Origin of the sequence: Endozoicomonas sp. NE40, assembly GCF_040549045.1 — a bacterium.
Taxonomy (GTDB): domain Bacteria; phylum Pseudomonadota; class Gammaproteobacteria; order Pseudomonadales; family Endozoicomonadaceae; genus Endozoicomonas_A; species Endozoicomonas_A lisbonensis.
The window spans coordinates 662686-681666 of sequence record NZ_JBEWTB010000002.1 but is presented as its reverse complement, the minus strand read 5'-3'; the positions used below and the strand labels follow the sequence as shown (position 1 = coordinate 681666).

Below are 18981 nucleotides of genomic sequence, written 5' to 3'. Positions count from 1 at the left end.
ATCTGGAAGTCTTTCCCAAGCTGGCGAAATAGATTCTACCCAACAATAATCAGTGTCGTGCAATGCCAGCATAAAGTGCAGTTCTCTTTCCTGCTGCCAAGAGGTTTCTGTGCATGGTAGCGGCAGGGGGGTACGCCAGCACAAAGCCTTGATTATTTTGCCAGTTCATTCAAGCTGGCCGCAGCTTCTCAGTGTTTACCGCTTGGAATGGCAGCTTATAGTTTGGTGCGCCTTGCAAGGGTTAGTTCAGTGCCATGCTGGCAATCAGGCTTGGGTGTTCGTGCAACGCCAGCCCAGAGTTTTTGGCTTTTGCGTTTTCAGCAACACCGAGTTTAGCGGGTAGCAGTCCGGAGTGACTTTAAGGGTCTGCCCAGCAAAGAGTTCAAACAAAGCAACGGCACATAACAAATGGTTCCAGTTCGTTCCGGGGCTTCGCCCCTCCACCCGACCGCCTTCGGCGGCGGCTGAACCAAGCGTTAAGCGCTGAACCGAACCTCAACCCTGTTGATCGGTTCATTGCCGTTGTGCTATGTAAAATTATATTTCTGCTAATTTATGATGAATTTTCTCCAACAGTTTCGATTGTCGTTCAAGCTCTTTTAAAATCATTAAATTACCGTATCCCATATAATCCTTTACAGTTTTTTTATCAATTTTTAATACTGGGATTTCCTGAGATATTTCATCAACTGTTTTGTTGACTATATCAAAATAATCAGCAACTAAAGGGAGCCCCTTTAATACAATTTGATTGCACATGATATTAAGTTTTAAAATTGTCTCATCAATATGATCTTTCATATTGCGATCAAAAAAATCCATATCGGTTCCTAACTCAATAATAAGATCTCTAGATATATTATTTAATGCAACACCTGCCAAGCAATCCCTTACTTCGTGCGGCTCCATAAATAACTCATCAACTAGATTGATATCACTAAAAACCACATGGTCATACCATGCGGCTAGCACTAAATATTTTTTAAAAAACTCAGAAACAAAGCTGTCAAATGAAGTATCTTTAGCTTCATTTATTTTTAATGCTGAGTTTGGTATTGGTACTCCAAAGCTATACATCTGCTTTAAAAGCGCAGGATAATCCATCATACACATGAACTCGCGCAACTCATAAGGTATAACATGAGTCGCTTCATCTTTATGCTTCATATAAGCAACCCAAGCTTGGCTATTATCTTTAGTTTTTGCAATTACAGCCCATTCAGAATCAGTTCCTGAAAAGTCAATGATTTTATTTAACTGCTCCCTTCTATCTGATGGAATTGGATCCCCCGATTTCCATTTAGAAATTTGCGCTGAAGATACTTCTAGTTCATTAGCTAGATCTCTTTGATTAAGGCCAGTATTTCTAATAATGTGGTCAATTATATTATTTTTCATTTCATTCTCCAAAGTTGAAAATGATAAGATAGATCATGATTTAACTTAATCAAGAAAAAAATTAACTTAATTAAATCCATCTATTTAACTCATTGATTTTAAGGAGTATATCTCAACAACGCGCTTAACAAATGGTTCCAGTTCGTTCCGGGCTTCGCCCTCCACCCGACCGCCTTCGGCGGCGGCTGAACCAGGCGTTAGGCTTCTATACAAAATCGAGACTTTAGAAAACGGTAAGATGATTAAGATTGTTTAAACACGATTTGTCCTAATTGATGTTTGCAGACCAGGGCTTACGCATAAAGAGAAACATTCTCATTAACAACATATCCTGGACAGGTTTTGGTTGAGAAATGTACTTTTCACACAGCACACATACAGGGCAAAAATCCTAAGATTTTGTCGTCTAAATGAGAATGATTATTCTCATGCGTAAATCCTAGCTTGCAGGTGAATCTGAAAATATCTATACGAATTCAGATGAGCTATTAAAAATAACCATTTGAAAATGAAAAATAAAAGACAAAGTAATTAATTATGAGAATAGAAGTTGATGATCTCTCAAGCCCTTTGATTGCAGAGTTTCTTGAACAGCATATAGAAGATATGAAATCAATTTCTCCACCTGAGAGCAAGCATGCCTTAGATTTGGATGCATTGAAATCTCCGGAAATTACATTTTGGTCAGTCTGGTATCAAAATAAATTAGCTGGGTATGGAGCAATTAAAGAGTTGGATAACACACATGCTGAAATAAAATCTATGAGAACTGCATCTGGTTTTAGAAAGAAAGGTGTAGCTTCATCTCTTCTTAAACACATTATAAAGATTTCAGAAGAAAGAGGTTATAAAAGGCTAAGTCTTGAAACAGGTTCAATGCCTTTTTTTCTTGCTGCTCATAGATTATACGAAAAATTCGGGTTTGAATACTGCGAGCCTTTCGCAAACTACACAGAAGACCCATATAGCAAGTTCATGCGCAAAACTCTCGAGCACGAAGCCTAACAAATGGTTCCAGTTCGTTCCGGGGCTGCGCCCCTCCACCCGACGCCGCCGTCGGCGGCGCGGCTGAACCAGGCGTTAAAATCTATGAGTGAATTCTAAGCAGCGTATTTTATTGGCTCCTATACTCAAATACACATAATAAGTATGGGGAGAAGAATTATGAGAAGGATTTCACTATTACTGGCTGCATTTATTGTTTCTATGGGCTTGTATGCTCAAGAATATACTCAAAAAAATGGCAATACCTATTACCATTCTGATGGTTCGTGGACCCAGAAAAATGGTAATACATACCATAATTCCGATGGGTCATGGACTCAAAAAAATGGCAACACATATAACCACTCTGATGGTTCATGGACGCAGAAAAATGGTAACACCTATCACAATTCTGATGGTTCCTGGAGCCAAAGAAATGGTAACACCATTTACAAATCAGATGGCACTACGTGTCAAATTAATGGCAATACAACATACTGCAATTAAATCTTTATGACTCTTGCTGTTTATGCCCAAATGTCTAAAAATACGATAAGGATTTATGCCATAGCGGCATAAACAGCAATTGAACATATTTAAAAGGATTTAAAATGCACACACTTGCTGCTGGATTATCATTAAAACTAGCCAAAAAACTGAAAACCACTCCGCTAAATGCCCAAATTCTTATCTTATTCATAATGTATCTTGCTGTCCTTGGCTTGAATAATGATTCCAGAAATATGTTTGGTTTTTTTATTTTCTGGGGCATATCTTCTGTTGTTTTATTAATAAATGTAATGATCAACGGTAAAATCTGGCTTGAAAAGCAAGAAGACAACTGATGGATCGATTTTAACAAAAAGTTCCAGTTCGTTCCGGGGCTACGCCCCTACACCCGACGCCGCCTTCGGCGGCGCGGCTGAACTTGGCGTTATGCGTAAGAAGTATTCAAGCAACTAGAATGTATTTCTATTAATTCCTATTTATGTCATTTGCAGACCTGTATTTCTTGTATGCGACCAATAAACCAGAAAATATAAAAGGGTAACTACACGAACTTATCTCTGTGAAGTTTCTTTTATCAACAGGTGTAAGATAATAGAAAGGTATTTGATGCAAGACTATATCTGCTATTAAAAAAGTCGCAAAAGCTGAAATAGGGCGTGGGATTCTTGATGCAAGTGTTTTATAAAGTGGGCGCGTAAAATATTTGTATTGCGGCCACTCTTTTATGTCTCTACAGGTCTTTTCAAGAGCAGAACCAAGGAATAGAGCTGAATCATCGAGCTTTGTAAAAACGCTAACTATATTTTGTTTTGAAACAGAGTATGCTTTAAAAAAATAACTATCAGATTTGTTGTCATTATTTGATACTATGTTTTCTGACTTATTAATCTCTGCAGCGGGTACTTCTAGAATCAATAGTGATGAGTTCATTACTTATCCATTTTGAATGATTGCATTAAGTATTATTGATAATAATTTATTGAATTAGTTCCTTTGTACCAAAAAAATTATTCAATAATGCCTGCTAGTTATAAATAACTGGAGTTTAGAGTGGGACACTTGGTCAGCCTCTTTAATCGCTTGTGCTGCAAGGGCTGTAGCTATTTGAGCAATTTGCACATGCTGAATTCCGAAAAATCGCGGAACCTTATGCAGCGCAAGGGCTTGAGGTTACTGACCGTTCGTCCCACTCTAAACTCCAGATAAATAAGTGGTATACGCATAACAAATGGTTCCAGTTCGTTCCGGGGCTTCGCCCCTCCACCCGACCGCCTTCGGCGGCGGCTGAACCAGGCGTTAGGTGCCAAGAGTTCAGTGCAAAGGGTACACATCTCCAATCTTTGTCTTTGCTGAGAGTTTTTTGTGCAACCCCGTTGGCTCTGTAAACGTCGATGGTTTATCTGTCCGACTCTGGCGGTAAGGGCAGTGGCACTGGGAAAATTACCAGAGTTAGTTTGTGAGGAACTGGTACTCGCGGACTCATCACCGGAATCTGGTAAGTTCTGATGTGCCTCTACCCTAAGTTCAGTTCAATTCGTGAGTTTGGTTCCGTTCCACGGTTGAGATTTTTCTGGCTCTCAACCTTTTGGTTGGTTGCCACCTTGCAAGTACAGAGCCTCTCTCAAGGTTGGGGCTGGTTTGGAGTTTCTGGCGAGCAACTCTGATTTCCAATATCAAGTAATAAACAACGCCAGTATTGGCTTGGTCACCTTCTCAGCAGGTGCTGGCAGGAGATTCAAACCAGTTAGATGGTTTTTGGTTCGGTTCCACAGTCAGGTTTCTACAAGCTCTCAACGGTGCAGAGTATAATCTTAACTTCTCTGCCTTTCTCAGCAGTGCATAGTGGAAAGCTCTGAGTAAACGGAGAGAGGAGCTATTTCAAGTACGTTGCTCAAAATTAACAACAGAGTTGCGAGGGCACCTAACAAATGGTTCCAGTTCGTTCCGGGGCTACGCCCCTCCACCCGACCGCCTCCGGCGGCGGCTGAACCAGGCGTTAGGTGCCATTAATTCAGTGCCAAAGGTGCAACTCTTCAAGCTTTGTCTGTGCTGTGAGTTTTTTTGGTTAGTGCCTGACTACGGGACATTTTTTGAGGAGAGTGCTGGCAAGGTCAGCAGCATGAGCTAAGAGAGTAGTTCTCACACAAACTTTCTTTGATGCCAATGAACCCTGTCACAGCACTCCAGGACAAGCTTAGTGTTCATCTCGATTGGAACAAGGCTCGTTGTGAATTTATTGCTCAATTTATCCTTGGTCTGATCAAACTCAGAACCAGCTCTCTATACAGACTCCGTGTCGCCTTTGTCAGAGAGGCCTCCCCCGACTCAAGCTACAAACGGATTCAACGTTTTTTCAGAAGCTACTCACTGGACTACTCCGCTATTGCTCGCTTGATTGTCACGTTAGTGCCTCTTGAGCCTAAGTGGACTCTCTGTCTCGACAGAACCAACTGGAAACTCGGAAGTCAGGACATTAACCATCTGGTTCTGGCTGTTTGTTGTCAGGGTGTTGCCATTCCTTTGTTCTGGAGCAACCTTGATAAAGCTGGTTGCTCCGAGTCGAATCAGAGAATTGCCCTCATGAAACGCTTTTTGGCAACTTTTCCGGATCAGCCAGTTGCCTGCCTGTCTGCAGACCGGGAGTTTCATGGACATGGCTGGCTAAGCTGGCTCATGGAGCAAGGAATACTGTTCAGAGTACGCATCAAGAAGAATACACAAGTGGCGAAGCCCGAAAGCTCTGCCATCTCCGTGCGGTTGCAGTTTCGTTCACTGAAGGCTGGCACTTGGGACGCAATTTCGAAGCCTTGCAAAATCTGGGGCTTGAAGCTTTATGTTGCAGGGAGTTTGTCCCATAAAGGCTACTGCTTTGTTGTCAGCCAGGATAAGCCTGATACGATTATTCCCGACTACCATTGCCGCTGGGAAATCGAGTCTCTGTTCAGTTGCCTTAAAACCAGAGGGTTTGACATGGAAGCTTGCAGGCTGACCGCACCAGAGAGGACGGACAAGCTGACGGCTTTGCTGGCTTTGGCATTCTGCTGGAGCTACACCGAAGGGTTGAAGAGGCAAGCAATTTCTCCATCAAGAATTGCGAAAACGCGCTTTGGTGCATCATGGCCAGCAGAAAGCATTTTCCATCAAGGCTTGGAGTACCTGCAGGAACTACTTCTGAATCCTGATAAATTGAAACGTGGATTTAAACAGGCTTTGAACTTTTTTGTCCCGTAGTCAGGGTTAGTGCAATAAAGATGATTCTGTCGGTGTCGTCGGTTCAGTGCCAAAGGTGCAACTCTTTAAGCTCTGTATGTGCTGCGAGTTTTTTGGCTTGTTCAAAAAAAAGATGATTCTGTTTGTGTCGAGAGTTTTTTTGTTCCGTGGCAGCTGGCGTTCAGGCTTTGTCGTTTTTTCCCTATGGTGCAACGCCAGCCCAAGCTTCTGAGTTTTTCTTAAGGGTTGGGGTTGGCTCGGTGTATCTGGCGTGCAGGCTCAGCCGCTTGATCCATAGCAGCAGTACCGCGCCAGTATCAGCTTGGTCACCTTCTCAGCAGGTGTTCACAGTAAGTTCAAACCAGTTTGCAGGTTTTTGGTTCGTTTCCACGGTCAGGCTTTTACAGGCTCTCAAATTTTTGGCTCAGAGTTTCATTTCAACTGCTCTGCCTTTCTCAGCAGTGCATGGTGGAGAGTCCGCAGCAAATGGAGGGAGGAGTTGGTTCGAGTCCGGTGCCAAGAATCAACAATGGAGTTGCAAGGGCACCTAACAAATGGTTCCAGTTCGTTCCGGGGCTGCGCCCCTCCACCCGACCGCCTTCGGCGGCGGCTGAACCAGGCGTTATGCCCCTAACCTCAACCCTTGATTCACAATTTGTAAACCTGTCTAAAGCGTGCTAAAGTTCACAATAAGTGAATATAGAGGCTATTATGCACGTTATCTCAAGAAAGCCGTTTAACGAAGCTGCAAAGAAATACCCAAATGATGCAGCTGCCATTGATGCTGCATATAAGTCATTGAGAAATGGTGATTTTCATAGCCCAGACGAGCTGAAATCACTCTTTCCAAGCTTGGATAACTTCAAGTACAAAGATAAATGGTGGGTGATTGATATTGGTGGCAACAACCTCCGACTCATTGCTTTCATTGAGTTCAGAGATAGCCGCATGTATGTAAAACATATCGTCACTCACGCTGAATACGACAAATTATGCAAGAAGTACGCAAAGGAGGCAGGTTCATGAGATTCTCAAATCTAAAGCAAAAAGCAGTAGACTTCTTCTCTGAAGCTAGTTTTGTTGGGCGTATTCATAATGAGGAAGAATACGAACAAGCCTTAGAGTTAATGGATGAACTCATTGAGGACTATGATAAATATCTCCCACTGATTGAGGTACTTTCTATCTCAATCGAAAAATGGGAGGATGAGTCAGAGCAGTTTTCTGAATTCAATAAAAGAGTTGAAAAACTTGATGATGGTGTGGCGATTCTCAGAACAATCATGGATCAGTATCAGCTAAAGGCTGATGATTTAAAAAATGAGTTAGGAAGTAAAAGTCTTGTATCTATGATTCTCAATGGTTCAAGAAATCTTACTAGAGATCATATTCAAGCACTTTCACAGCGTTTCAAAATCTCGCCATCTGTATTCTTCAACGAGGCATAACAAATGGTTCCAGTTCGTTCCGGGGCTTCGCCCCTCCACCCGACGACGCCGTCGGCGGCGCGGCTGAACCAGGCGTTATGTGCCTTTAGATACTTGGTCATTTCTGTCGTGTAGTTAATTGCTGTTGTTGGTTGGGGTCTGGAAGTCTTTCCCAAGCTGGCGAAACAGTTTTTTCCCAGCAATAATCAGTGTCGTGCAATGCCAGCATAAAGTTCAGTTCTCTTTCCTGCTGCCAAGAGGTTTCTGTGCATGGTAGCGGCAGGGGGGCACGCCAGCACAAAGCTTTGATTATTTTGCCAGTTCATTCAAGCTGGCCGCAGCTTCGGAGTGTTTACCGCTTGGAATGGCAGCTTATAGTTTGGTGCGCCTTGCAAGGGTTAGTTCAGTGCCATGCTGGCAATCAGGCTTGGGTGTTCGTGCCACGCCAGCCCAGAGTTTTTGGCTTTTGCGTTTTCAGCAACACCGAATTTAGCGGGTAGCAGTCCGGAGTGACTTTAAGGGTCTGCCCAGCAAAGAGTTCAAACAAAGCAACGGCACATAACAAATGGTTCCAGTTCGTTCCGGGGCTGCGCCCCTCCACCCGACCGCCTTCGGCGGCGGCTGAACCAGGCGTTATGTGGCAAATGCAACCAATAAGTAAAATATAAGTACAGATTGAATTAATACGTTGTAATATGAATAGTTTTAAAGATGATGAGACAGAATATTATTTAGTAACATTTCAAGATGAAGACTTGAAAAACAAAGATATTAAATATATTGAATTTGACTCATGCTCTTTTATCAATTGCGACCTGAGTGAGTCAACCTTTGAAAAATGTAAGTTCATTGACTGTTTATTCGATAAATGTAACCTCAGCCTTGTAAAAATTACTTACAGTCGTTTTCTTGATGTCTCGTTCACTAATAGTAAAGTTATTGGTGTAGATTGGACAAAGGCTACATGGGCAAATATCTGCCCATCATCACCGATAAGTTTCAGAAAATGCATCATAAATGATTCATCTTTTTTTGGTTTAGTATTGCCAGAGATTATTATTGAAGAGTGCAAAGCACATGATGTGGATTTCAGAGAAGGAAGTTTTAGGGAAGGTCAATTTGATTATTCAGATTTAACCAGAAGTGTTTTCAACAATACAAATCTTACTTCAGCTAGTTTCCTTGAAGCGTCAAATTACGATATTGATATAAACTTCAATAATGTAAAAAAGGCAAGGTTTACACGATACGAAGCTACAAGACTTTTAGAAAGTCTCGACATAGAGTTAGTGGATTGAATTTCTACTGTATTCGTGCAACATAGAGGGAAGCCACATAACAAATGGTTCCAGTTCGTTCCGGGGCTTCGCCCCTCCACCCGACCGCCTTCGGCGGCGGCTGAACCAGGCGTTATGTGCCTTTAGAAACTTGGTAATTTCTGTCGTGTAGTTAAGAGCTGTTGTTGTTTGGGGTTTGAAAGTCTTTCCCAAGCTGGCGAAATAGATTTTACCCAGCAATAATCAGTGTCGTGCAATGCCAGCAATAAAGTTCAGTTCTCTTTCCCGCTGCCAAGAGGTTTTTGTGCATGGTAGCGGCAGGGGGGCACGCCAGCACAAAGCTTTGATTATTTTGCCAGTTCATCCAAGCTGGCCGCAGCTTCCGAGTGTTTACCGCTTGGAATGGCAGCTTATAGTTTGGTGAGCCTTGCAAGGGTTAGTTCAGTGCCATGCTGGCAATCAGGCTTGGGTGTTCGTGCCACGCCAGCCCAGAGTTTTTGGCTTTTGCGTTTTCAGCAACACCGAGTATAGCGGGTAGCAGTCCGGAGTGACTTTAAGGGTCTGCCCAGCAAAGAGTTCAAACAAAGCAATGAGCCTGTAATTAATTCTGTGTAAACGCTCAACCAACTTTACTGCCTGAACCGGTCTGGAAACATAATTGCAAACCGGTTCAGAGCTGATACCCAATTCCTGATGGGCATCGTCCATTTCGCTGAAGCTCTTTCCATCGCCAGATAAATCACCTTCATCACAGAGTTATCTGATGGGAAGATCTTCCGTTGCTTGATAGCTTTTCTGATCACGCTGTTCAGCGATTCTATAGCGTTCGTCGTGTAAATCGCTTTCCTGATATCATCAGGATAGTCAAACAGGGTTATCAGGTTATCCCAGTTGTTGCGCCAGGATTTACCTATCGATGGAAACTTATCATCCCAGGTCACCTCAAAAGCGCTCAGTTCACGTTCAGCCTCGTCCACAGTAGCTGACTGGTAGATCTTCTTCAGGTCCGTTGATACGTAAGCGGTAATTCCACCACACCTTGATTCAAACTGGCTTCTGATTCCAGGGCAGCAACTGCTCGATATCGGCAATTGACTCTGCCCTTGGCAAGTCGTTGAAGACGGTCTTCAGATAATGGCAGGGTTCCAACCCGCAGGCTTTCGCTGTTTCTACCAGGCTATAAAGATTGGCGCTGGCTTTAGCTCCGTCAGTACTGTTGCTGAACAGCCACGCCTTGCGACCCACCACGAACGGGCGAATCGCATTTTCGGCCAGATTATTGTCCATACGCAGGTAACCCTCGTCGCAATAACGGATGAGCTTTTCCCACTGGTTATTCAGGTAATAAAGGGCCTTGCCCAACAAGGTTTTTGGCGGCACCTGGGGCAATGATTTATCCAGCCATTGTCGTAACTTCTGTAGAACCGGCAGACTTTGCTCCTGCCGTACCCTTTTTCGTTCATCCGGAGGGCTCTCTTTTATCCCATGTTCTATTTGGTAGAGCTTACGGATATAAGACAGCCCCATATGGCTTTTGCCGGTTTTGTTTTTATCTTTCTGCCCCTTGATGGCTTCGTCGAACTTCCGACGAGCGTGAGCCCAACAGCCTTGACTGATTACCCCGCTCTTGCGACCTATGGCAGCATAGCCTTCGTAACCATCGGTTTGCAGGTAGCCCCGGAAGCCATCCAGCAGCTTCATGGGTACTGAACCGCTGCGGCTGGGCGCGTAATCGAACAGAATGATCTTTTGATTTTTCACCGGTTCAGCCACCTGAACCCACATGTACGAATGACTTCGGGCAGCCTTGCCTTCCTCGTTGAGCACCTGGGTGACCGTTTCGTCACAGTGAATCAGTGGCGCTTCCAGCAGCTTGTCCCGCATCAGGTTGATTAACGGTTGCACCAGATCACCACAGCGCACCATCCACAGTGAGGTGGTGGCACGGGCAATATCAACACCCAGACGAGCCAGGATAAATTTCTCCTGACGGTATAAAGGCAATCCGTCAACGTATTTACTGGTGGCAATGAAGGCTAACAGCCCCGGAGTAGCTATGCTGCCCGGTATCGGTTGGGCGGGCAGTTTGGCTGTTTTAATGCCTTCTTCACAGCATCTGCAGCCGTACTTGAACCGCACATTCTGGATAACCCGGATTTTGGCCGGAATGATATCCAGCTGTTCGGTCACTTCTTCGCCTATACGATGAAGTTGACTGCCGCAGCCGCTGCAGTTTTTTTCATCGTCACGGATGTCGTGCTCTTCCCGGACTCTTGGCAGATCTTTGGGTAGCGGTTTTCGACCTTTCTTCTGGCGAGTATGTTCTGCAACCGTGACGTTTTCTTCGGGGTCTGGCTCAGGCTGTTCCGGTTGATCTTGCTCGGCTTCGTTGAACAGTTCCTGCTGATCCGGTGATGTCTTTTCGCTGGAGGCACCAAACTGTTTATGCAGAAGAAGGCGAAGGCGGTCTTCCAGCAATGCATTTTTCGCAAGGATGGACTGAACCCAGGCAATCAGCTCGGGGTTATTATCGGGTAAAGGGACAGGACAGGCTTCCATGCCGATTCAGAATAGACGGCGGCGCAGTCATTGCCACCTTGTTAGAGTAAAGTCGTATATTCCAGTGTTGGGTGAGGTGCTTTGGGGCGAATGTCATAACCATCCAGAAGCTGGTTGAGCAGGCCTCCATCGATCGCTTCGGGTGCTTCATTCCCCGGCCATTTAAAGCGGAATTTCTCCAGTCGCTTATACCAGAGCACAAAGCCATTACGCTCCCAACACAACAGCTTGATCTTGTCCCGCTTGCGATTACAGAAGACGTAGACCGTCTGATTAAATGGTGACTGTCCGGCTTGTTGTTCGACTAAAGCCGCCAGCCCGTCGATGGATTTGCGCATATCAACGTACTCAGCGTAGAGATAGACAGCCACCTCATCTTCCGGGCGGATCACGAGGCAGCCTGCAATGCTTTGATCAGGGCTGCTGCCTGTTCAGGAGCCGCTTCGATTCGTATGGAATCCATATAGAGGATCACCAGGGAAGGCGCAGAAGGTTCTGGCTGAACAACGCCCAGAGGGATCAATTTATTATCCGGTCTGGTGAGCAGTTTGTGCTTCCAGTAAAAAAACAGGTGCTGCTTGATGTCGTGCTTTTTACACCAGCCTGAGGCCGAGAGTCCGGACTGCTGCCAGTCGTTCATCCGCTCTTGCCAGAGTGCCTGGTTTTGTTTGCGCTCTTCAGGTTTCATGAGTTTCTCCGTTTTAAAACCTGAAGTATTAAGGGGCGTGGCTTTCTTTGGAATGTGGGGTTAATTTACCGCTTACGTTGATACGGCCTTACGATCCTTGTAGGACACATACTTCAGAGAGTTACGAACCTGATGGACGATACACAACTGAATCTGGGCTTTTGGATAAACCGTGTTGATGGCTTCAGGGAAGCCTGACAGTCCATCAACACAGGCAATGAAGATATCTTCAAGGCCACGGCTCTGAAGCTCTGTTAAAACCGAGAGCCAGAATTTGGCTCCCTCTGTTTCGGCAATCCAGAGACCGAGAAGTTCCTTTTGGCCTTCAATATCAACACCAAGAGCGACATAAACGGTTTTACGGACAACCCGCTTATCCTGATGGACTTTAACGACGATGCCGTCAAGGTAGACAATGGGGTAAAGGCTTTCCAGAGGGCGGTTCTGCCAGTTCTGTACTTCCTCTTGAACAGCTTCAGTCACCTTGGATATCAGGTTGTGTGACACGTCTGCGCCATACATTTCCTCCAGGGCATCGGCTATATCGCGGGTGGTCATTCCACGGGAGTACAGAGCCAGAATCTGCTGATCCAGCTTGTTGATTCGGGTTTTACCTTTGGCAATAAGCTGAGGTGAAAATTCACCGTTGCGGTCTCTGGGGGTTTTGACCTCGACTTCACCGAAGTCGCCCTTGAGTGTTTTTTTGGAATAACCGTTGCGACTGTTTCCGGAGTTTTGACCTTCAGGCGCATGCTTGGAATAGCCAAGATGATCTTCCAGTTCAGCGGCCATGACACGCTCAACAGAGACTTTCAACAGCTGACGACTGAGTTCGGCAAGATCATCTTGAGTCTTTATTTGACTGGCAAGTTTTTCGACGAGTTCCGGATCGATGTCAACGCTCATTGTTATTCTCCTCTTTGGAGTTTTAACGACAAGCGTTTACACAATTTGAATTACAGTCTCAAAGCAATGGCACATAACAAATGGTTCCAGTTCGTTCCGGGGCTTCGCCCCTCCACCCGACCGCCTTCGGCGGCAGCTGAACCAGGCGTTAGCTGTTCCTAAACTTCAGTGCCTTTCTTCTCTCAAAGCGAGAGGCTGTTACCACTTTATTTTTTCCTCGAAATCATCACTTAAAATCAGTATTCTCTGACTTGCAAAATGAGCGCATGGGAAATGTCGTATATCTTTTATCCATGACTGTTACAGGTGCGCAAAGGAATGTACTGCAGGTTTTATCTTTGCGGGTAGGCGGTAGCGTTCATCAGTAAAAGACTTCTTTGGTTCTGTGCAATCTGGCGATCAGGTTTAGTGCCTTTTCCAGCGTGCAATGCCGCCCATTGGGTTAGGAGTTTTTGGCTCATTCCATTCGCATCACCTTCTGAGTTTACGGGCGGCAAGCAGGTTCAGAGTTTCTTTCCATCGTGCAACGCCAGAATAGGCAGAAGAGTCAGTCTCTGGGGCAACAAAACTCAGGTTCTGAGCAACTTGAGGCATTTGGGTTCAGAGTATGTGGCTGGTGTCAGAGTCAAAAATGTTGGGCAAAAATACGCAAGTTCACAGTTTGGAAGGAACAGCTAACAAATGGTTCCAGTTCGTTCCGGGGCTGCGCCCCTCCACCCGACCGCCTTCGGCGGCGGCTGAACCAGGCGTTATGTTGCTAACTCAGTCTTCTACCTCATAGCTTTCAAGCTCTGGGTATCCGAATTTATCTGTACCATTACAGGTGGCTTTTTCTTTTAAATTAAGAAGGTATTCTCCAAGCTCCTTTCTATCCATCTTCTTAATGTTTTCAGCTTGCTGATCCGAGATTTCAATTTGATACTCAGAACAGGTTTTGTCACTAATATGAAAAGTTAATGTCTTCATTCTTCATTAAAATCCACGTTATTGATTAGCGCAATTGCATGTTCAAGTGCTTGAGTGTAGGACGGGAACACACCACAGTCTTCAGCGCCGATGTAGAGCGTGAACTTATCCTTAGCAACTCCTTTTTTATACAGGTCGTTAGGGGTAACTTCAACTTTTACTCCATCATCCCAGACTTCTTTCGCTACGCTCTCAGACAGATTGACTGAGATTTCATTGCCGATTTCATTTGTCATTTTCATTGTTACTTCTCCATTGAAGTTTCAGTTTTAATTTTCTTGTGTGTTTAGTGTTCAGCAAATAGTCCGCAACATAACAAATGCTTCCAGTTCGTTCGCTACGCTCACCCGACCGCCTTTCGGCAACGGCTGAAGCAGGCGTTATGTGCCTTAAGGTAGTTGGTCATTTCTGTCGTGTAGCCAAGTGCTGTTGTTGTTTGGGGTTTGAAAGTCTTTCCCAAGCTGGCGAAATAGATTCTACCCAGCAATAATCAGTGTCGTGCAATGCCAGCATAAAGTTCAGTTCTCTTTCCTGCTGCCAAGAGGTTTCTGTGCATGGTAGCGGCAGGGGGACACGCCAGCACAAAGCTTTGATTATTTTGCGAGTTCATTCAAGCTGGCCGCAGCTTCCGAGTGTTTACCGCTTGGAATGGCAGCTTATAGTTTGGTGCGCCTTGCAAGGGTTAGTTCAGTGCCATGCTGGCAATCAGGCTTGGGTGTTCGTGCCACGCCAGCCCAGAGTTTTTGGCTTTTGCGTTTTCAGCAACACCGAGTATAAGCGGGTAGCAGTCCGGAGTGAGTTCAAGGGTCTGCCCAGCAAAGAGTTCAAACAAAGCAACGGCACATAACAAATGGTTCCAGTTCGTTCCGGGGCTTCGCCCCTCCACCCGGCCGCCTTCGGCGGCGGCTGAACCAGGCGTTATGTGCTTGAAGTATATTTTGAGTAAAATGCTCTAAGTTGCTTAGATTCTTCTTCAGTTATACCAAAATCAGACCATTCTGATTCATACCAAGTGCCTTCCATCGCGCCGAAACATTCCAATAATTTTGCGGTTAATCTCTGTAGTCGCTCAATCTCATCTAAGGCTTCCCATAGTTCGGCTGGAGTATATTCGCCAACGGCAGATTCCATCCCCTGACCTTTCAATGCTCTAAGTTCTTCGATCTGTTTTTCGTTCATTTTCCAGCCTCGGCATCGCACATAACAAGTCGCTCCAATTCGTTCCGGGCTTCGCCCTCCACCCGACCGCTGCAAGCAGCGGCGGTTGAGCTTCAGCGTTATGTTGCCTTACAAAACTCCGCAATAGCATAGGTAGTGTTCGTAACGATTGACCGACAGTACAGTTTCCCTTTTTCGGTCAACACTACGCTGTGATCTTTGCGCTGGATTACATCTTGCCCGTTTTTCGCAAGCATAAACTTTACATTCTTAGCGACCATGTTTTTTGATACCCTTAGTTCACATGCTATGCCTGTATAATCCATTGGTCTGTTTTCCGTCATCAGCAACAGCATGATCCCTATCTGGATCGGCGTTAATGACGGTGCTAATTTTTCGCATTGCACCAGATAATTCAGTGCGTGTTTTAACGTTTCTTTTTCCATACTTCATACCAACCGGCAACATAACAAGTCGCTCCAATTCGTTCCGGGGCTTCGCCCCTCCACCCGACCGCCTTCGGCGGCGGTTGAGCTTCAGCGTTATGTGCTAGTTAAGCAGGTACAACTGTTTTCTATAAAGGTAGTAAGTTTTCTTTTTATTTGACGAACTAACCAGAGTAACCTGATCCCCAAAAAGCTGAATCCACCACTTTTTTTGTTTGCTTAACGTTAGTGCGTTGAGATTTGCAGCTAATATATCCAGCGGGGCTAATTCACCATGTATTATGAATTTCTTCCAGCCTACTTTTTTGTTCATCTACCCTACCTCTGACTCTATCGCACCTAACAAATGGTTCCAGTACGTTCGCTGCGCTCACCCGACCGCCTTACGGCGGCGGCTGAACCAGGCGTTAGGTGCCAAGAGTTCAGTGCAAAGGGTACACATCTTTAATCTCTGTCTTTGCTGAGAGTTTTTTGTGCAAACCGGTTAGTTTAATAAACGTCGATGGTTTGTCTGTCCGATTCTGGCGGTGAGTTCAGGTCAATTCGTGAGTTTGGTTCCGTTCCACGGTTGAGATTTTTCTGGCTCTCAACCTTTTGGTTGGTTGCCACTTTGCAAGTGTAGAGCCTCTCTCAAGGTTGGGGTTGGTTTGGAGTTTCTGGCGGGCAACCCTGATTTCCAATACGGTGAGTTCAGGTCAATGCGTAAGTTTGGTTCCGTTCCACGGTTGAGATTTTTCTGGCTCTCAACCTTTTGGTTGGTTGCCACCTTGCAAGTACAGAGCCTCTCTCAAGGTTGGGGCTGGTTTGGAGTTTCTGGCGAGCAGCTCTGATTTCCAATATCAAGTAATAAACAGCGCCAGTATTGGCTTGGTCACCTTCTCAGCAGGTGCTGGCGGGAGACTCAAACCCGTTTGATGGTTTTTGGTTCGGTTCCACGGTCAGGTTTCTACAAGCTCTCAACGGTGCAGAGTATAATCTTAACTTCTCTGCCTTTCTCAGCAGTGAATGGTGGAAAGCTCTGAGTAAACGGAGAGAGGAGTTATTTCAAGTACGTTGCTCAAAATTAACAACAGAGTTGCGAGGGCACCTAACAAATGGTTCCAGTTCGTTCCGGGGCTGCGCCCCTCCACCCGACCGCCTTCGGCGGCGGCTGAACCAGGCGTTAGGCTTCTATACAAAATCTAGACTTTAGAAAACGGTAAGATGATTAAGATTGTTTAAACACGATTTGTCCTTATTGATGTTTGCAGATCAGGGCTTACGCATAAAGAGAATCATTCCCATTAACAACCTATTCTGAACAGGTTTTGGTTATGAAATGTACTTTTCACACAGCACACATACAGGGCAAAAATCCTAAGATTTTGTCGTCTAAATGAGAATGATTATTCTCATGCGTAAATCCTAGCTTGCAGGTGAATCTGAAAATATCTATACGAATTCAGATGAGCTATTAAAAATAACCATTTGAAAATGAAAAATAAAAGACAAAGTAATTAATTATGAGAATAGAAGTTGATGATCTCTCAAGCCCTTTGATTGCAGAGTTTCTTGAACAGCATATAGAAGATATGAAATCAATTTCTCCACCTGAGAGCAAGCATGCCTTAGATTTGGATGCATTGAAATCTCCGGAAATTACATTTTGGTCAGTCTGGTATCAAAATAAATTAGCTGGGTGTGGAGCAATTAAAGAGTTGGATAACACACATGCTGAAATAAAATCTATGAGAACTGCATCTGGTTTTAGAAAGAAAGGTGTAGCTTCATCTCTTCTTAAACATATTATAAAGATTTCAGAAGAAAGAGGTTATAAAAGGCTAAGTCTTGAAACAGGTTCAATGCCTTTTTTTCTTGCTGCTCATAGATTATACGAAAAATTTGGGTTTGAATACTGCGAGCCTTTCGCAAACTACACAGAAGACCCATATAGCAAGTTCATGTGCAAAACTCTCGAGCACGAAGCCTAACAAATGGTTCCAGTTCGTTCCGGGGCTGCGCCCCTCCACCCGACCGCCTTCGGCGGCGGCTGAACCAGGCGTTAGGTGCCGTTAACTCAGTGCCAAAGGTGCATATCTTCAGGCTTTGTTTTCGCTGAGAGTTCTTTTGTTCAAACCGGTTAGTTTAATAAACGCCGATGGTTTATTTGTCCGATTCTGGCGGTGAGTTCAGGTCAATTTGTGAGTTTGGTTCCGTTCAACCGGTTAGTTTAATAAACGTCGATGGTTTATCTGTCCGATTCTGGCGGTGAGTTCAGGTCAATTCGTGAGTTTGGTTCCGTTCCACGGTTGAGATTTTTCTGGCTCTCAACCTTTTGGTTGGTTGCCACCTTGCAAGTACAGAGCCTCTCTCAACGTTGGGGCTGGTTTGGAGTTTCTGGCGAGTAGCTCTGATTTCCAATATCAAGTAATAAACAGCGCCATTATTGGCTTGGTCACCTTCTCAGCAGGTGCTGGCGGGAGACTCAAACCAGTTTGATGGCTTTTGTTCGGTTCCACGGTCAGGTTTCTACAAGCTCTCAACGGTGCAGAGTGTAATCTTATACCTCTCTGCCTTTCTCAGCAGTGAATGGTGGAAAGCTCTGAGTAAACGGAGAGAGGTGCTATTTCAAGTACGTTGCTCAAAATTAACAACAGAGTTGCGAGGGCACCTAACAAATGGTTCCAGTTCGTTCCGGGGCTGCGCCCCTCCACCCGACCGCCTTCGGCGGCGGCTGAACCAGGCGTTAGGTGCTTCCATAAATCGAGAGCTACACTCCTGAGGTACAAGAAAAATCAAAAGGAAAACTGAAATGCTAGAGCATGAAAAGTTAGATTATGTAGAGTTCCCTTCTTCAAATTTAAGTAAAACAAAAGATTTCTTTACCTCTGCTTTTGGCTGGGCATTTGAAGACTTTGGGCAAGAATATATAGCATTTATGAACCAAGGCTTAAATGGTGGTTTCTATAAGTCTGAACTAAAGGCTTCAACAGAAAACGGGTCTGCATTGCTAATTTTCTATAGTGATAACCTAGAAAAAACTCAAGAAAAAATAGAACGTAATAATGGTGTAATCGTTAAATCAATATTTTCATTTCCTGGTGGTCGTCGTTTTCATTTCACAGAACCATCAGGCAACGAGTTTGCAGTTTGGTCAGACAAATAAAGTGAAAGAAACTTATGATAGGTCAATGTTTATGTAATGAAGTGAGGTTCAAAGTTTCTGGGCAACTTCCAAACTTTTATCAATGTCACTGTAGTTTATGCCGAAAAGTTACAGGCTCATCAGCAAATGCAGGAACCATTGTAAACAAAGAAAGTTTTGAATGGCTCAACGGGCAAGAAAACGTCTCATCATTTATCAAAAAAACAGGGTATCGAGTAGATTTCTGTAAATCATGTGGTAGTCCAGTGCCAAATCCTTGAGACTGTAATTCAAATTGTGTAAACGCTTGTCGTTAAAACTCCAAAGA

21 protein-coding genes and 2 pseudogenes are annotated in these 18981 nt (G+C 44.6%); 10 read left to right on the top strand and 13 right to left on the bottom strand.

Annotated features, from left to right (window positions below):
- Positions 1-537: 537 nt before the first annotated feature.
- Entirely contained in the window at positions 538-1398 is an 861-nt protein-coding gene (locus V5J35_RS04105; protein WP_354010036.1) for a helix-turn-helix domain-containing protein, read from the bottom strand.
- Positions 1399-1935: 537 nt separating this feature from the next.
- Between V5J35_RS04105 and V5J35_RS04100 the strand changes: the two genes are divergently transcribed.
- From V5J35_RS04100 to V5J35_RS04090, 3 genes are all read left to right on the top strand, one after another.
- Positions 1936-2403: a GNAT family N-acetyltransferase gene (locus tag V5J35_RS04100; RefSeq protein WP_354010035.1), complete on the top strand. Its 468-nt coding sequence runs from the start codon at positions 1936-1938 to the stop codon at positions 2401-2403.
- 211 nt (positions 2404-2614) lie between these two features.
- Positions 2615-2899 carry a hypothetical protein gene (locus tag V5J35_RS04095; protein WP_354010034.1) on the top strand — a complete coding sequence of 95 codons (285 nt, stop codon included), beginning with the start codon at positions 2615-2617 and terminating at the stop codon, positions 2897-2899.
- Between the two features lie 94 nt (positions 2900-2993).
- Positions 2994-3227: a hypothetical protein gene (locus tag V5J35_RS04090; RefSeq protein WP_354010033.1), complete on the top strand. Its 234-nt coding sequence runs from the start codon at positions 2994-2996 to the stop codon at positions 3225-3227.
- Between the two features lie 130 nt (positions 3228-3357).
- On the opposite strand, the gene V5J35_RS04085 is transcribed toward V5J35_RS04090, so the two are convergent.
- A complete protein-coding gene (locus V5J35_RS04085; RefSeq protein WP_354010032.1) occupies positions 3358-3822 on the bottom strand; it encodes a hypothetical protein in 465 nt (154 codons plus the stop codon).
- Positions 3823-5055: 1233 nt separating this feature from the next.
- Here V5J35_RS04085 and V5J35_RS04080 point away from each other — a divergent pair.
- The 4 genes from V5J35_RS04080 (at position 5056) to V5J35_RS04065 (ending at position 8827) form a co-directional block, all read left to right on the top strand.
- Positions 5056-6123, top strand: coding sequence for an IS4 family transposase (locus V5J35_RS04080; RefSeq protein WP_354010031.1), 1068 nt, complete (start codon positions 5056-5058; stop codon positions 6121-6123).
- Between the two features lie 690 nt (positions 6124-6813).
- Positions 6814-7128, top strand: a complete 315-nt coding sequence (locus V5J35_RS04075) for a type II toxin-antitoxin system HigB family toxin (RefSeq protein WP_354010030.1) — start codon at positions 6814-6816, stop codon at positions 7126-7128.
- Positions 7125-7550 (top strand): helix-turn-helix domain-containing protein, encoded by a 426-nt coding sequence (locus V5J35_RS04070; protein WP_354010029.1) that lies wholly within the window; start codon positions 7125-7127, stop codon positions 7548-7550. The genes V5J35_RS04075 and V5J35_RS04070 overlap by 4 nt, the downstream gene beginning before the upstream one ends.
- Before the next feature lie 674 nt (positions 7551-8224).
- Complete coding sequence (locus V5J35_RS04065) at positions 8225-8827, top strand: pentapeptide repeat-containing protein (protein WP_354010028.1); 603 nt, start codon at positions 8225-8227, stop codon at positions 8825-8827.
- 608 nt (positions 8828-9435) lie between these two features.
- Here V5J35_RS04065 and V5J35_RS04060 read toward each other — a convergent pair.
- From V5J35_RS04060 to V5J35_RS04010, 11 genes and pseudogenes are all read right to left on the bottom strand, one after another.
- Positions 9436-9822, bottom strand: a pseudogene (locus V5J35_RS04060) (transposase); the annotation flags it as partial.
- 28 nt (positions 9823-9850) lie between these two features.
- Positions 9851-11365, bottom strand: a complete 1515-nt coding sequence (tnpC, locus tag V5J35_RS04055; RefSeq protein WP_354010027.1) for an IS66 family transposase — start codon at positions 11363-11365, stop codon at positions 9851-9853.
- Between the two features lie 41 nt (positions 11366-11406).
- Complete coding sequence (gene tnpB, locus V5J35_RS04050) at positions 11407-11757, bottom strand: IS66 family insertion sequence element accessory protein TnpB (protein ID WP_354007879.1); 351 nt, start codon at positions 11755-11757, stop codon at positions 11407-11409.
- Entirely contained in the window at positions 11754-12053 is a 300-nt protein-coding gene (gene tnpA, locus V5J35_RS04045; protein ID WP_354007878.1) for an IS66 family insertion sequence element accessory protein TnpA, read from the bottom strand. The genes tnpB and tnpA overlap by 4 nt, the downstream gene beginning before the upstream one ends.
- 78 nt (positions 12054-12131) lie before the next feature.
- Positions 12132-12959: pseudogene (locus tag V5J35_RS04040) on the bottom strand (IS256 family transposase); the annotation flags it as partial.
- 762 nt (positions 12960-13721) lie between these two features.
- The gene (locus V5J35_RS04035; protein ID WP_354010026.1) at positions 13722-13925 is read right to left on the bottom strand and encodes a hypothetical protein; all 204 of its coding nucleotides are present in this window, start codon (positions 13923-13925) and stop codon (positions 13722-13724) included.
- Complete coding sequence (locus V5J35_RS04030; protein WP_354010025.1) at positions 13922-14167, bottom strand: hypothetical protein; 246 nt, start codon at positions 14165-14167, stop codon at positions 13922-13924. The genes V5J35_RS04035 and V5J35_RS04030 overlap by 4 nt, the downstream gene beginning before the upstream one ends.
- Positions 14168-14607: 440 nt before the next feature.
- The gene (locus V5J35_RS04025) at positions 14608-14811 is read right to left on the bottom strand and encodes a hypothetical protein (protein ID WP_354010024.1); all 204 of its coding nucleotides are present in this window, start codon (positions 14809-14811) and stop codon (positions 14608-14610) included.
- 32 nt (positions 14812-14843) lie between these two features.
- Positions 14844-15104 carry a hypothetical protein gene (locus V5J35_RS04020; protein WP_354010023.1) on the bottom strand — a complete coding sequence of 87 codons (261 nt, stop codon included), beginning with the start codon at positions 15102-15104 and terminating at the stop codon, positions 14844-14846.
- Positions 15105-15202: 98 nt separating this feature from the next.
- Positions 15203-15529 carry a hypothetical protein gene (locus tag V5J35_RS04015; RefSeq protein ID WP_354010022.1) on the bottom strand — a complete coding sequence of 109 codons (327 nt, stop codon included), beginning with the start codon at positions 15527-15529 and terminating at the stop codon, positions 15203-15205.
- Between the two features lie 103 nt (positions 15530-15632).
- Positions 15633-15842, bottom strand: a complete 210-nt coding sequence (locus V5J35_RS04010; RefSeq protein WP_354010021.1) for a hypothetical protein — start codon at positions 15840-15842, stop codon at positions 15633-15635.
- Positions 15843-17031: 1189 nt separating this feature from the next.
- Here V5J35_RS04010 and V5J35_RS04005 point away from each other — a divergent pair.
- The 3 genes from V5J35_RS04005 (at position 17032) to V5J35_RS03995 (ending at position 18934) form a co-directional block, all read left to right on the top strand.
- Positions 17032-17499 carry a GNAT family N-acetyltransferase gene (locus V5J35_RS04005; protein WP_354010020.1) on the top strand — a complete coding sequence of 156 codons (468 nt, stop codon included), beginning with the start codon at positions 17032-17034 and terminating at the stop codon, positions 17497-17499.
- 821 nt (positions 17500-18320) lie between these two features.
- Entirely contained in the window at positions 18321-18674 is a 354-nt protein-coding gene (locus tag V5J35_RS04000; protein ID WP_354010019.1) for a VOC family protein, read from the top strand.
- 14 nt (positions 18675-18688) lie between these two features.
- Entirely contained in the window at positions 18689-18934 is a 246-nt protein-coding gene (locus tag V5J35_RS03995) for a GFA family protein (RefSeq protein WP_354010018.1), read from the top strand.
- The last annotated feature ends 47 nt before the right edge of the window (positions 18935-18981 follow it).

Excerpts from the sequence above, each read along its gene's own strand:
- tnpC (WP_354010027.1), bottom strand. The coding sequence starts at position 11,365 with ATGGAAGCCTGTCCTGTCCCTTTACCCGATAATAACCCCGAGCTGATT.
- V5J35_RS04010 (WP_354010021.1), bottom strand. The coding sequence starts at position 15,842 with ATGAACAAAAAAGTAGGCTGGAAGAAATTCATAATACATGGTGAATTA.
- V5J35_RS04100 (WP_354010035.1), top strand. The coding sequence starts at position 1,936 with ATGAGAATAGAAGTTGATGATCTCTCAAGCCCTTTGATTGCAGAGTTT.
- V5J35_RS03995 (WP_354010018.1), top strand. The coding sequence starts at position 18,689 with ATGATAGGTCAATGTTTATGTAATGAAGTGAGGTTCAAAGTTTCTGGG.
- V5J35_RS04090 (WP_354010033.1), top strand. The coding sequence starts at position 2,994 with ATGCACACACTTGCTGCTGGATTATCATTAAAACTAGCCAAAAAACTG.
- V5J35_RS04075 (WP_354010030.1), top strand. The coding sequence starts at position 6,814 with ATGCACGTTATCTCAAGAAAGCCGTTTAACGAAGCTGCAAAGAAATAC.
- V5J35_RS04105 (WP_354010036.1), bottom strand. The coding sequence starts at position 1,398 with ATGAAAAATAATATAATTGACCACATTATTAGAAATACTGGCCTTAAT.
- V5J35_RS04020 (WP_354010023.1), bottom strand. The coding sequence starts at position 15,104 with ATGAACGAAAAACAGATCGAAGAACTTAGAGCATTGAAAGGTCAGGGG.
- V5J35_RS04070 (WP_354010029.1), top strand. The coding sequence starts at position 7,125 with ATGAGATTCTCAAATCTAAAGCAAAAAGCAGTAGACTTCTTCTCTGAA.
- V5J35_RS04085 (WP_354010032.1), bottom strand. The coding sequence starts at position 3,822 with ATGAACTCATCACTATTGATTCTAGAAGTACCCGCTGCAGAGATTAAT.
- V5J35_RS04035 (WP_354010026.1), bottom strand. The coding sequence starts at position 13,925 with ATGAAGACATTAACTTTTCATATTAGTGACAAAACCTGTTCTGAGTAT.
- V5J35_RS04030 (WP_354010025.1), bottom strand. The coding sequence starts at position 14,167 with ATGAAAATGACAAATGAAATCGGCAATGAAATCTCAGTCAATCTGTCT.
- V5J35_RS04000 (WP_354010019.1), top strand. The coding sequence starts at position 18,321 with ATGCTAGAGCATGAAAAGTTAGATTATGTAGAGTTCCCTTCTTCAAAT.
- V5J35_RS04065 (WP_354010028.1), top strand. The coding sequence starts at position 8,225 with ATGAATAGTTTTAAAGATGATGAGACAGAATATTATTTAGTAACATTT.
- V5J35_RS04015 (WP_354010022.1), bottom strand. The coding sequence starts at position 15,529 with ATGGAAAAAGAAACGTTAAAACACGCACTGAATTATCTGGTGCAATGC.
- V5J35_RS04080 (WP_354010031.1), top strand. The coding sequence starts at position 5,056 with ATGAACCCTGTCACAGCACTCCAGGACAAGCTTAGTGTTCATCTCGAT.
- tnpA (WP_354007878.1), bottom strand. The coding sequence starts at position 12,053 with ATGAAACCTGAAGAGCGCAAACAAAACCAGGCACTCTGGCAAGAGCGG.
- V5J35_RS04005 (WP_354010020.1), top strand. The coding sequence starts at position 17,032 with ATGAGAATAGAAGTTGATGATCTCTCAAGCCCTTTGATTGCAGAGTTT.
- V5J35_RS04095 (WP_354010034.1), top strand. The coding sequence starts at position 2,615 with ATGCTCAAGAATATACTCAAAAAAATGGCAATACCTATTACCATTCTG.